The 11,333-nt window shown below is 49.5% G+C and carries 12 protein-coding genes; 7 read left to right on the forward strand and 5 right to left on the reverse strand.

Going from position 1 to position 11,333, the window contains the following annotated elements:
- Position 1: 1 nt before the first annotated feature.
- Positions 2-706 (forward strand): prepilin peptidase, encoded by a 705-nt coding sequence (locus ACLGLO_RS06345; RefSeq protein ID WP_492128067.1) that lies wholly within the window; start codon positions 2-4, stop codon positions 704-706.
- Here the strand turns inward: ACLGLO_RS06345 and ACLGLO_RS06350 are convergent.
- The 3 genes from ACLGLO_RS06350 to ACLGLO_RS06360 are packed head-to-tail and all read right to left on the reverse strand — an operon-like array spanning position 695 to position 4,866.
- Positions 695-1,672 carry an isocitrate lyase/PEP mutase family protein gene (locus ACLGLO_RS06350; RefSeq protein ID WP_492128068.1) on the reverse strand — a complete coding sequence of 326 codons (978 nt, stop codon included), beginning with the start codon at positions 1,670-1,672 and terminating at the stop codon, positions 695-697. The genes ACLGLO_RS06345 and ACLGLO_RS06350 overlap by 12 nt on opposite strands.
- A gap of 1 nt (position 1,673) precedes the next feature.
- Positions 1,674-2,903, reverse strand: coding sequence for an isocitrate/isopropylmalate family dehydrogenase (locus ACLGLO_RS06355; RefSeq protein WP_492128069.1), 1,230 nt, complete (start codon positions 2,901-2,903; stop codon positions 1,674-1,676).
- Positions 2,904-2,940: 37 nt separating this feature from the next.
- Positions 2,941-4,866, reverse strand: coding sequence for an aconitate hydratase (locus ACLGLO_RS06360; protein WP_492128070.1), 1,926 nt, complete (start codon positions 4,864-4,866; stop codon positions 2,941-2,943).
- A gap of 162 nt (positions 4,867-5,028) precedes the next feature.
- Here ACLGLO_RS06360 and tatA point away from each other — a divergent pair, with 162 nt between their 5' ends.
- Positions 5,029-5,334 carry a twin-arginine translocase TatA/TatE family subunit gene (gene tatA, locus ACLGLO_RS06365; protein ID WP_492128071.1) on the forward strand — a complete coding sequence of 102 codons (306 nt, stop codon included), beginning with the start codon at positions 5,029-5,031 and terminating at the stop codon, positions 5,332-5,334.
- A gap of 27 nt (positions 5,335-5,361) precedes the next feature.
- On the forward strand, positions 5,362-6,186 hold the full coding sequence (tatC, locus tag ACLGLO_RS06370; protein ID WP_492128072.1) for a twin-arginine translocase subunit TatC: 825 nt from the start codon (positions 5,362-5,364) through the stop codon (positions 6,184-6,186).
- 286 nt (positions 6,187-6,472) lie between these two features.
- Here the strand turns inward: tatC and ACLGLO_RS06375 are convergent, their stop codons facing one another.
- Positions 6,473-7,438 (reverse strand): ROK family protein, encoded by a 966-nt coding sequence (locus ACLGLO_RS06375; RefSeq protein ID WP_492128073.1) that lies wholly within the window; start codon positions 7,436-7,438, stop codon positions 6,473-6,475.
- Between the two features lie 179 nt (positions 7,439-7,617).
- Between ACLGLO_RS06375 and ACLGLO_RS06380 the strand changes: the two genes are divergently transcribed.
- Positions 7,618-8,097 carry a hypothetical protein gene (locus tag ACLGLO_RS06380; protein ID WP_492128074.1) on the forward strand — a complete coding sequence of 160 codons (480 nt, stop codon included), beginning with the start codon at positions 7,618-7,620 and terminating at the stop codon, positions 8,095-8,097.
- Positions 8,098-8,099: 2 nt separating this feature from the next.
- Here ACLGLO_RS06380 and ACLGLO_RS06385 read toward each other — a convergent pair whose 3' ends face one another.
- The gene (locus ACLGLO_RS06385) at positions 8,100-10,043 is read right to left on the reverse strand and encodes a S9 family peptidase (RefSeq protein ID WP_492128075.1); all 1,944 of its coding nucleotides are present in this window, start codon (positions 10,041-10,043) and stop codon (positions 8,100-8,102) included.
- Positions 10,044-10,221: 178 nt separating this feature from the next.
- Here ACLGLO_RS06385 and ACLGLO_RS06390 point away from each other — a divergent pair, with 178 nt between their 5' ends.
- Genes ACLGLO_RS06390 through ACLGLO_RS06400 form a run of 3 tightly spaced genes read left to right on the forward strand, consistent with a single transcriptional unit; the run spans position 10,222 to position 11,333 of the window.
- Complete coding sequence (locus ACLGLO_RS06390; RefSeq protein WP_492128076.1) at positions 10,222-10,632, forward strand: DsrE/DsrF/DrsH-like family protein; 411 nt, start codon at positions 10,222-10,224, stop codon at positions 10,630-10,632.
- Positions 10,633-10,647: 15 nt separating this feature from the next.
- Positions 10,648-10,899, forward strand: a complete 252-nt coding sequence (locus tag ACLGLO_RS06395) for a sulfurtransferase TusA family protein (RefSeq protein WP_492128077.1) — start codon at positions 10,648-10,650, stop codon at positions 10,897-10,899.
- Positions 10,900-10,913: 14 nt separating this feature from the next.
- The gene (locus ACLGLO_RS06400; RefSeq protein ID WP_492128078.1) at positions 10,914-11,333 is read left to right on the forward strand and encodes a hydrogenase iron-sulfur subunit; all 420 of its coding nucleotides are present in this window, start codon (positions 10,914-10,916) and stop codon (positions 11,331-11,333) included.

The raw sequence follows: 11,333 nt of genomic DNA on the forward strand, positions 1-11,333 counted from the left end.
TATGCCCTCCCTTGTTTTACTTTCCGCAGCAGCAACTCTCGTTTACTATGCCTACCTTTCCTATGAGGACTGGAGGAGCAGGGAGATAAGCTCCAAGGCCTTCTATTTATTCGCACCAGTGATAATAGCCATAAACGCTTTCTTCTTCGAGACCTACCAGCTCCCAGTCCTTGTAAATGCCGCAGTCGGGCTCTTCTCCTTCCTCTTAATTTACATTCTTTCAATTTTCGGCCTCATGGGGAGGGGAGATGCCTTCCTAGTCTCCTACATTTTCCTGCTCAATCCTTTCCCGGTTTACTTCCTCGGAATCCCCATTTTCCCTGGCTTCATTGCTGTAGCTTTTTCGTTCTTCCTCCCCCTCTTCATCATTCTGAGGAATATGGCGGTGAACCTGAAGAGGATCGATGAATTCAGAGTCCTCACGAGAGGTTTGGGGATCCTCTCGAAGGCTTACTACTTCATTTTCGGAGAAGTCATGAGCAGAGATGAGTTCAGAAAAAAGAAATTCTACTTTCCCCTTCTGGCTCCGGGAATGAAGAGGCTCCACGCGAACATGGAGCTGGATCCTCTGGATCCGGAAAAATATTCGATTGATGGAGAGTTTCTGATAGCAAGCTACGGGATCCCCCTGGCAACGGCAGTCTTCATAGGATACATTGCCTTCCTGCTTTCGTTCCCCCTTGGACTTGTGAAGCTACTTCTTTAATCCCTTCCACTTCTCCTCGGTTTCTCCCAGCTCTTTTCTCTTTATCTCTTCCAGATCATCCGTTCCGTACCTGGCAATGAGGTCCTCCTTCGTCGAGAACTCCAGCTCCATGCTCCTCCACCTGCTCATCCCCACTATCTCGTTGAACTCGCTCCAGCTCACCCCCATTGAAGCGAGCTTCATCAGGTCTTTGGTCTCCCTGAAAGTCTTCAGAGCCTCAGAGATCGCCTTAGCAGCAGGGTAGAGAGCTATCATTGGAATGGACAAGTACTTCACCCCCGCTTCCTCCAGCTGCTCGACTGTGAAAGGTGGGGTCCTCCCTCCAGGTATAATGTTGAGAGCTATTGGAGCGGGAATGCTCTTCACCAGATTCTTGAGCTCTTCTATAGATTGAGGGGCCTCAACATATACGTAGTCCGCCCCCGCCTCCGCATAAGCTTTCCCCCTCTCTACAACGGCTTCGAATCCTGCAACGCTCCTCGCATCTGTCCTAGCTCCTATGACCATCTCCGGGTCCACCTCGTTTTTCGCCCTTATAGCAGCCCTTATCTTCTGAACCATTTCATCCTTCGGTATTATCTGCTTCCCAGCCATGTGCCCGCAGCGCTTGGGCCACACCTGATCCTCTATCCTCACACCTCCCGCACCAACTAGGGCAAAGTTGTAGACAGCCCAGTAGACGTTGAGGGCATTCCCGTATCCTGTGTCAGCATCAACATCGACGGGCCTGCTCACTGCCGCTATTATGCTCCTGACCCTCTCAAGCATCTCTCCATAGCTCACCAATCCTATATCTGGCTGCCCTATCAGGCTGGCAGCTATTCCATATCCCGTTGTCCCGATTACCTCGAAGCCGGCTTTCTCTATAAGCACAGCAGAGAGAGCATCATAAGCGCAGGGCCTGAACAGCAGGCCAGGCTTTTCGAGAGCTTCCCTGAACATTTTCCCCTTGGATCTCAGAGGCACTTCACATCACACCCTGCTTCGCTTTTTTCAAGAACTCCTCCTTCATCCTCTCCCACTCTTCGCTGAGAGCAGGGTTCTCGATCCAGCTCAGCACGTAGTCCCCGTACTGCCTCGTTGTAGCTCCTCCGGGCCTTCCTGTTACGACAATCTTCCTCTCGTATATGCTGCATATATCGAGAGCCTTCTCCAGCACATCGGCCTTTTCGTTGAAGCCTATGTGCCTGAGCATAAGGACAGATGCCCTCAGTATGCTCTCTGGATCGGCATAGATCGCCCTCCCCTCCTTCACCATTCGGGGGGCAGTTCCGTGGATCGCCTCGAACATGGCATATCTCGCCCCGATGTTCGCGCTTCCCGCAGTTCCCACTCCTCCCTGCAGCTGGGCTGCCTCATCCGTGAGTATGTCTCCGTAGAGGTTGGGAGAAACGATCACCTTGAAGTCGCTCCTCCTCTCGGGATCCAGAAGCTTAGCTGAGAATATGTCTACGAACCAGTGATCCCACTTCACTTCCGGGTACTCTTTAGCTACCCTCTCCGCAACTCTGTAGAACCTCCCGTCCGTCTTCTTCACAACATTGGCCTTCGTCACGACGGAGACCCTGTTCAGCCCGGTCTTCTTTGCGTAGTCGAAGGCCATCCTTATTATCCTCTCGCTGCCCGCCTCAGTTATGACCTTGAAGTCTATCGAGACATCTCCGATATCAATCCCGCTGCTTCCCAAAATGTACTCCCCTTCTGTGTTTTCCCTGAAGAAAGTCCAGTCTATGCCGAGGAGGGGGTTCTTCACCGGCCTTACATTGGCGAAGAGGTCCAGCTCCCTCCTTAGGGCTACGTTGGCGCTTTCAATGTTGGGCCAGGGGTCTCCAGCAGAAGGCGTGTGCGTCGGGCCCTTCAGCAGCACGTGGGTCTTCTTTATTTGCTCGAGTACATCGTCTGGAACAGCCTTCATGACCCTGACCCTGTTCTCGATGGTGAGCCCTTCGATCTCCTTGAAGACGACTTCTCCCTTCTCGATCTCCTCCTTAAGCAGGTGCTTGAGTATCCTCTCCGCTTCGCTGACAATTATCGGGCCTATCCCGTCTCCTCCTGCAACTCCTATAATTATCGGCCTGACCTTTGAGAAGTCTATTGGCACCGAGGAAGCCTTTATCCTCTCTGCCCTCTCGAGCTGCTCTTCCACGAGCTTTCCAAAATATTCCTTCACTTTCTCAATTTCTTCCCTCTGAACCATTTCCATCACCCTTCAAATCAAAGCCTTCCTGAAAGTTTCAAGAAAAACGCAACCTTATCCACGGGAGGAGCCCTCCCGCCAAAACTATCTCCCTCTCCCTCTCGGAGAGGTCATGCCTCAGAGATATGGCGATCCCCTTATTGAGCACCGCGGCGCTGAGCTCCTTCTCCTCCAGCCTCCCGAAGCTGATCCTCATCCTGTCCCCCTTCTCCAGCAGATCGTAGTCGGAGCTGCTCTTGAGCATCAATGGGAGAACCCCGAAGTTTATCAGGTTGGACCTGTGGATCCTCGCGAAAGATTTCGCTATCACAGCCCTTATCCCCAGATATCTCGGAACGATGGCGGCGTGCTCTCTGCTCGACCCTTGACCATAGTTCTCGCCTCCGAGTATCACGCCTCCGCCCTTCTCCTTTGCCCTGTCGTGGAATGTTGGGTCTATCCTGTGGAATATGAACTTCGAGATCCTCTCGATGTTGCTCCTGAGCGGAAGGACATTAGCTCCAGCTGGCAGGATGTCGTCTGTTGTGACGTTGTCCGAGAGCTTTATGAGCACCTCTCCTTCGAAGCTGCTCGGTAGGGGATCGAAAGAGGGGAGCGGCTTTATGTTTGGTCCCCTCCTTATTACTACCTTCTCAGCTTCCTGCGGCGGGGGCGGGGGGATTATCATGCTGTCGTCTATTATGAACTTATTCGGAAGGGAGATCTCTGGCATCTTTCCGAGGCTTCTCGGATCTGTCAGCTTTCCGGAAAGGGCAGTCGCCACTGCAGTTTCAGGGCTCGTCAAAATCACACCTGCATCTTCTGTACCGCTCCTCCCCTTGAAGTTTCTGTTGTACGTCCTCACGCTGAAAGATCCGGAGGGGGGAGCTCCACCCATGCCTATGCAGGGACCGCACGCGTTCTCCAGAATCCTCGCACCAGCTTCAATGAGATATTTATATTCACCGCTTGCTATCAGGTTGAGAACTACCTGCCTCGATCCCGGGTTTATGAGGAGGGATGTTGATTGTGATATCTTTCTTCCCTTCAGCGCGTTGGCCACAACTTTCAAGTCCCTCAGCGATGAGTTTGTGCAGGAGCCTATGGCAACCTGAGCGACTTCTATTCCTTCAACTTCGGAGACAGGCTTGACGTTGTCTGGGGAGTTCGGCATTGCTGCTAGAGGCTCTATTTCCGAGAGGTCTATTTCCATGGATTCATCGTAATAAGCATCACTATCTGGAAGGATTTCCCTCCACTGTTCCACCCTTCCCTGAGCCTCGAGCCATTTCTTCGTCACTTCATCGCTTGGAAAGATGCTGGTCGTTGCTCCGCTCTCCACCATCATGTTCGTTATTGTAGCTCTCTCCGGAACGGTGAGGCCCTTTATCCCCTCCCCCACGAACTCGAAGGCCTTGCCCACTCCGCCCTTCACCGTTAGCCTCCTCAGCATCTCTAGAGCTACATCTTTCGCGGAAACCCACTCCCTCAGCCTTCCCTTGAGCTCCACCCTCACGAGCTTCGGGAATTTGAACGTGTAGGGAGCCCCAGCCATCGCCGCTGCTATTTCCATCCCGCCGGCACCAATAGCTAGAGAACCAACTCCTCCAGCAGTTGGGGTGTGGCTGTCCGCACCGAGCAGCGTTTTTCCTGGGGCGGCGAACCTCTCCAAATGTACCTGGTGGCATATCCCGTTTCCTGGCCTCGAGAAGTATGCACCGAACTTGGCAGCTGCTGTCTGGAGGTATAGGTGGTCATCAGGGTTCAAGTAGTCTATTTGGAGCATGTTGTGATCGACATAGCTTACGCTCAGCTCTGTCTTTATTCTTGGTATCCCAATGGCCTCGAACTCCAAAAAAGCCATTGTCCCTGTAGCATCTTGAGTGAGAGTCTGGTCTATCTTTATTGAAACTTCCTCTCCTGGCTCCGGCTTGCCTTCAACGAGGTGCTCTCTCAGAATTTTTTCAAAAACACTCCTTCCCATGGCTGTTCATCTTGAATATTTTCTCAATTTATCCTTCTAATGAGGTGGTTTCATATAAATTTTTCAATAAGCTGGAACCGCATTTCTGACATAATTTTGCTAAATTTTAAAAGATAAATTTATTTAGGTTGTTATAAAAAAATAATATCGGAGATGGAAAGGATGCCCGGCTCACTGGGAACTCCCGAAATCATAGCAATACTCGTCATTGCCTTACTGCTGCTCGGCCCATCTAAGCTTCCCCAGCTCGCTAGGTCCATAGGCGAGGCTCTGAGAGAATTCAGGAAAGCAGCTTCAGGAGCAACCGAAGAGGACAAGAAGGCCGTAGCTTCAATTGCTGCAAAGCAGAGCATATCGAGCGATGACAAGCAGGTTCTTCTCGACATAGCGAAGAAGCTGGGAATCGATGTCGGCGGTCTGAGCGACTCGGAAATCCTCAAGAAAATTCAGGAGAGAATAGGGAAGTAAGCAATTTTTTCCAAAGGGCTGAATCGGATGGGCAAAGAAGCTCCAACTGAGGAGCTGCCGCTGGAAAAGCACCTCGAAGAGCTCTCGGAAAGAATCAAGAAGATTCTCATTTTTTTCATATCCGTCTGGATAGTTATAACGTTCATCCCTGTTGACCTTTCCCACTCCTACGTCCCCCTCGTAGCTGAGCTCTCGAAGGATCTGGTCTCCTATGTCCTCCCTCAGAACATCACTTGGTACGGCCACACTTTCAACGTTACTGTAATCTACACATCAGCATTTGAAGGCTTCAATGTGATTCTTTACACCTCTCTCCTCTTTGCAGCAATCATATCCTCTCCCTTCATCGCCTACGAAATCTACGAATACGTAAAGCCTGCACTCTATCCTTCTGAGAGGGAAAGGATGAAGGGTGTCGCGACGGCTGGCGTTGGTTTGTTCATACTGGGTGCTTCTCTAGGCTACTTCGGCCTCTCTCCAATAACGATGAAGATAATGCTCATGCTCCAGGCAGCGCCGGCGCCAACGGAGAACTTCATGATAAGCATGACCTACTCCAGCCTCCTCTCATTCATCGTTGGAATAACGCTCGCTACTGGAGCGGTGTTCGAAATCCCCCTAATCATTTACTACCTCATAGTCTACGGTGTCATAGATGCTGAGAAGCTGAAGGGATACAACAGCAGGCTGGTCTTCATAGCTATTCTATTCATAGCAGCACTCATCACCCCGGATCCCTCAGGAATAACCATGTTCATGCTGGCGATCCCCTTCTACATAGTTTTTATGATAGGAGTTCATCTAGCTTCAAAGAAAGTTCAAAAAGAGAGAGCACAGGCTTTGAGGAACTGAATTCCAAGCGCAGGACTGAATGGAGGAGTTCTTCAAGGACTTCAAGAATTTTATGCATCGTCTCAAAAAACATGTTTCTTATAACTGAAAGCCAGATGTGGACCTGAACAGATGCTGGGAACCTGTGACCCCCATGAAGGGAACCTTTCCCCTTCAGAGCAGGAGGAGGTCAGGCTATGGTACCGAGATCGTTGCATGCTTTTTTTAAAAAACATGCCCCGCTTTCAAAGCTTCCTTCTCTGTCACGATCAGACACCGGAATTGAAATTCTCCAACTCCCATTCCTTCAAACGCTGTCTTCGAGCTGAAGCAGCTCCAGCGGAGGCTTCCTAGCTATCCAGGCTGCCCCCACCAAAACAGAGTCATCTCCGTAGTATGGCAGAGCAAAATCTGGGAGCCTGTTTATTGTGTATTCGGAAACTCTATTCAAAACCATATCGATAAATGGCTTGTTCTTGAGCGCTATTGACCCTCCAATGATGAGAAGCTCAGGGTCATATGCGTTTATGACTGATGCTATACCGGCAGCATTGATCTTCGCGAGCTCCTCTACAACACGGGAAGCGAAGGCATCTCCCTTTCTCCAATTGGAAAAGAGCTCTTCTGGAGAAATGACCTCGCTTTTCAGATTCGTATGCTCTGCCGTTCTCGACCTGATCTTATTCACAATTTTCCACAGGTTTTTTCCAGAAGCTAAACCCTCCCAGTGACCTCGACCTCCGCATCCGCACTCTATGTCTGAATCATAGGAAATAACTAGGTGTCCAACCTCGTGGGCGTTCCCATCTTTTCCAAAAATTAGCCTCCCATCAACAACTGTTCCTGCACCTATTCCGGTACTAAGAGTCACGTAGACTATGTTCCTCTTTCCAACGCCATGGCCGGCCATGAACTCACCGTAGACAGCTGCGGCGCAGTCATTCACGATGTGGACAGGAGCTGACAGGGATTCCTCCAGAGGCCTCTTTACTTCGAAGCTGGCTCTTCCTACGTTCGGAGAGTTAATAACTGATCCACGCCTCAAGTCGAGGGGGCCGATCGAACCTATTCCCACTGAGATCAATTTAGCTTTCTCATTTTCTCTCGAGAATTGTTCTATTATCCGAACGATCTCGTTTATGAGCTCTCCCTTCTCCAGAAGGGGAGCCGTAAGTAGCTCATACCTCCTCAGCGGAGCCATCCTGAAGTACTCGAAAATTCCTATCCTCGTCCTCGTTGCTCCTATGTCCGCTGAAGCTACAAATCTGAGCAAAATCGCACCACCAGAAAAAGAGGGGAGAAAAAAAGTAATAAAGCTGAAACTCCCTGCGTTGCCATCAAAGCAATTTTCGAAGCAACCAAACAAGTAAATAAAATATATATCAAAAAGGAACAAAAAATATTTAAATTTATTTAATACATAAAATTCGAAAAGCTTAGGAAGTGGTTCCGTTGGAAGACTATGAGCTATCTCTTTCCTGCCTGAGCCTTTTGGAGCTCCGAACATACGAAATGTACGATGAGCTACAAAAGAGGATGAATAATAGCGACCCGAGGAAAGGAATTATCCTCTTCATTGCTATGGATACATACAAGCACCACCTCCTCTATGAGAGGCTGGGAGGAAGAAAGGATGAAGCGACTTCAGAGAAGTGCTCCGAAATACTTGGAGAGGTCTTCCAGAACTCGCTCGAGTCTACAGAAAGGCTCAAGCGGCGGATCGAGGGCATGGAAAAAATCGAAGAAAGCGATCTTATGAACATATTCGAAGAGCTCATCTCTCACGAGAAAAGCGTTTACGAGGAAGCGATGTCGCTCTCCATAGCGAAGATCTTCGAGGAAAGGGGGAGCTCTTTTGAGATCTTCAGGCTGATAAGAGAGGATGAAATGAGGCATGAAAATCTGGTAAAGGGGATAGCCAGCGGGAGGTAGCATCAGGGAGTCTTCAGGTACTTGTTGAACCATCCCACTATTTCTTTGAGCCTCTCCATCCTGTGCTTCGGCTTACCGCTCCTGGACAGATCATGATTCTCTCCCGGGAATATCACCAGCCTCGTCGGCACTCCCTTCAGCTTCAGCGCAGTGAAAAGCTGTATCGCCTGGTCCAGCCAGCACCTGTAGTCCTCATCCGAATGAAGGATAAGCGTCGGAGTCTTCGCGTTTCCGATATACTTGAGGGGAGAAGAATCCCACAGTTTTTCGAACGATCCCTCCTCCCAAAGCCTCTTCCCCAGCCTCCCTATGACCTGGTCTTCCGCAAAGTAGAATCCTATGTCCGTAGTCCCATAGAAGCTTATCCAGTTGCTTATAGATCTCTGCGTCACAGCGGCTCTGAACCTGTCTGTGTGCGTTATTATCCAGTTTGTCATGAAGCCTCCATAGCTTCCTCCTGCAACTCCTATTCTTTCAGCATCGATGAACTGGAATTTCTGCAGCGCCGCATCCAGGACCTCCATAATATCCTGGTAGTCTCTAGTCCCGTACTTCCCCCTTATATCTCTGAAGCTTTCGCTGTATCCCGTGCTACCTCTCGGGTTGGAGAATATCACAGCGAACCCTGCATCCGACAGGACGTGGAACTCATGGATGAAGGATTCCCCATACGCTGTGGCTGGCCCTCCATGAATGTAGAGGACCGCTGGGTACTTCTTTCCCTCGCTGAATTCCGCAGGTCTTAGCACGAAAGCATCGATTTCCGCGCCATCGCTGGCCCTCACAGCGAACCTCTCTGGCCTGGCGAGATTTGCCTTTTTCAGCAGTGAGTCATTGAAAGCAGTTATCTTCCTCAGGCTCTCCCCTCTCAGCATGTAGAGCTCTGGGGGAGAAACCGAGCTCATAATAGTCGCTGCCACAACATCGCCCATCACCGAAAAGTCTTCAACTGTGAACTCTCCATCTACTACAGGAACAGCCCCGGTCTTCTCGCTCCACCTGTACAGCGAAGCTTTGTAGCCCATCATGAGGGGGAAGTAGATGTAGTCTCCCACCCACTGAACTTTCTGCCCCCCGCTAGGCCCTCTCGCATCAGAGTTCATGGCATTGGAAACGTCTCTGTCGGGGAGGTCCAGCTCTACCATTTCCTTCGTCCTTACATCTAGGATCCACAGCCTCAGATGGCCCGCCAGCCCCCTCGAGAGATCGCTCCCCCTGAAGACTATCTTTGTTCCCGATGAGTTCCACGCGAAGTCCTCGATAGACATATCGCTTTCAGTCAGCTTTTCCTCTTTCCCGCATTCTAGATCGTATATGTGGATATCTGTTATGTAGGGCTTAAGCCTGTCTGAGGAGGAGACATATGCTATCGTTCTGCCAGCGGGAGACCACCTAGCATATGAAACGTCTTCTCCCTCACCTATGGGGATTTCCTCGAAGTTCCCCGAGGTGAAGTCCGCTAAGTATATCCTCGAAGTTCTGTTGTAAACGAAGCCGGCCCCGTTGAACCAGATCGGTATGCTTTCTATGTGCTTCACGTCCTTCTCTGGCTCTCCCTTGCTGCTTATAAATATGATTTCTTTCTCGTCTGGGCTCCAGCTTATGCTGCTTATCCCTCCTTCGATCTTCAGCAGAACCCTTGAGGGGCTGCAGGATTTCAAGTCTGCTACCCTGAGCTCAAAAGAGATTTTGCCCTGCTCTTCTGCCCTCCTAACAAAGGCCAGGTATCTGCCGCTCGGGCTCCACGTTGGATAGTAGTCAGAGGGGCCTTCTGTGAGTTGGATGAGGGACTCATCGTTCATGTTGTAGAGCCAGATCGATGAATAGTACCTGTCATCCTTTGAGGAAATCCTCGTCACAACGAATGCTACTTTTCTGGAAGCGGGATTCATTTTAGGGTCGGAAACGAGAACGAGCTTTTCCAGATCTTCTATTTTCAATCCCAAAGCTATCACTTCAACAATGCATAAAGCACTGAAAAGAATAAAATTTTCGCTTATCTTCGGGATTATGTTTAGTTATGCTAGGGAAAATCATAAACCTCTTTATAATTATAAAAAACTTAACTTGAGAAAGTTAAGTTTTTAAGCAAATTTTACCTAAAAATAATATCGGTGTGGCACTGTGGCAGATAAAATGGCTATCGTCGTATTTAGTGGAAGCGTGGATAGGTTGCTTGGGATGTCCATTTTGGCAAGCAGCGCAGCTGCTATGGACTGGGAAGTTGATATATTCCTGCAGCTCTGGGGAGTTCACGCTTTCAAAAAGGATGTTATTAAGAAGAACATGAACTTCTCCGAATTTGGGGAGTTAAAGGATGCCGTTTTAAAGAGGATTAAGGAATTGAACTTTCCGATGTGGTATGATATACTTAAGCAGGGCAAGGAAACCGGAAACATCCACATATATGCCTGCAGCACAGCAGCTAAGGCATGGGGGGTATCAAAAGACGACCTAGAGATGGTAGACGAAATCATGGAGGCAGGCGAGTTCATAGAAAAAGTGCGCGATGCTAAACTATCATTTTTCATCTGAAAGGAGGAATTGAAAATGACAACCGATCTGAAGAATTTGAAGCCTGATAAAGTGGTGGATGCGAGAGGTACTTCATGTCCTGGCCCTCTTCTCGAAGCCAAGAGAAACATAGGTCAGGTTCCGGTAGGGGGGGTAATGGAAGTTCTTTCCTCAGATGCTGCAACTGTGGGGAATGTTAAAGCTTGGGCTGAAAAGATGGGACATGAGTTTCTTGGATATATGGAAGAATCGGGATACTATAGAATTTTTGTCAGAAGGAGAAAGTAGAACTGTGACCTTAAATGGAAGATTCAAACGCTCCACTCATTCTGATTTTTTCTACGAATACCATATCTGATCCAGGCATAGATTTCGCTGGCTTAATGCACCTTCACTATCCGGTCAGGACTGTGATACTGAGGCTTCCTTGCTCCTCAATGGTCAGGCCGCAATTTGTCCTATATGCGCTGACTCATGGATTCGATGGTGTATTCATAGCAGCAGATGGTCCAGATTGCCCCTACCTCTCAACTGCCTGTGTTGATATAACGTCTCGAAGGATGACAGAAGCTCAGAGCCTCCTAAAGCAGAATGGAATAAAACCCGAGAGGCTTGCAATAGCTGGAATATGCTCAGTCTGCGCCGAGCCGTTTGTCAGGTCGATTGAGGCTTTCTACGGCAGGATCAAGGAACTCGGCAAGGTGAAGATCGGGGAGATATGA

This window comes from Fervidicoccus sp. SLHALR4, from assembly GCF_058692745.1.

Excerpts from the sequence above, each read along its gene's own strand:
- ACLGLO_RS06360 (WP_492128070.1), bottom strand. The coding sequence starts at position 4,866 with ATGGGAAGGAGTGTTTTTGAAAAAATTCTGAGAGAGCACCTCGTTGAA.
- tatA (WP_492128071.1), top strand. The coding sequence starts at position 5,029 with ATGCCCGGCTCACTGGGAACTCCCGAAATCATAGCAATACTCGTCATT.
- ACLGLO_RS06355 (WP_492128069.1), bottom strand. The coding sequence starts at position 2,903 with ATGGTTCAGAGGGAAGAAATTGAGAAAGTGAAGGAATATTTTGGAAAG.
- tatC (WP_492128072.1), top strand. The coding sequence starts at position 5,362 with ATGGGCAAAGAAGCTCCAACTGAGGAGCTGCCGCTGGAAAAGCACCTC.
- ACLGLO_RS06345 (WP_492128067.1), top strand. The coding sequence starts at position 2 with ATGCCCTCCCTTGTTTTACTTTCCGCAGCAGCAACTCTCGTTTACTAT.
- ACLGLO_RS06400 (WP_492128078.1), top strand. The coding sequence starts at position 10,914 with ATGGAAGATTCAAACGCTCCACTCATTCTGATTTTTTCTACGAATACC.
- ACLGLO_RS06395 (WP_492128077.1), top strand. The coding sequence starts at position 10,648 with ATGACAACCGATCTGAAGAATTTGAAGCCTGATAAAGTGGTGGATGCG.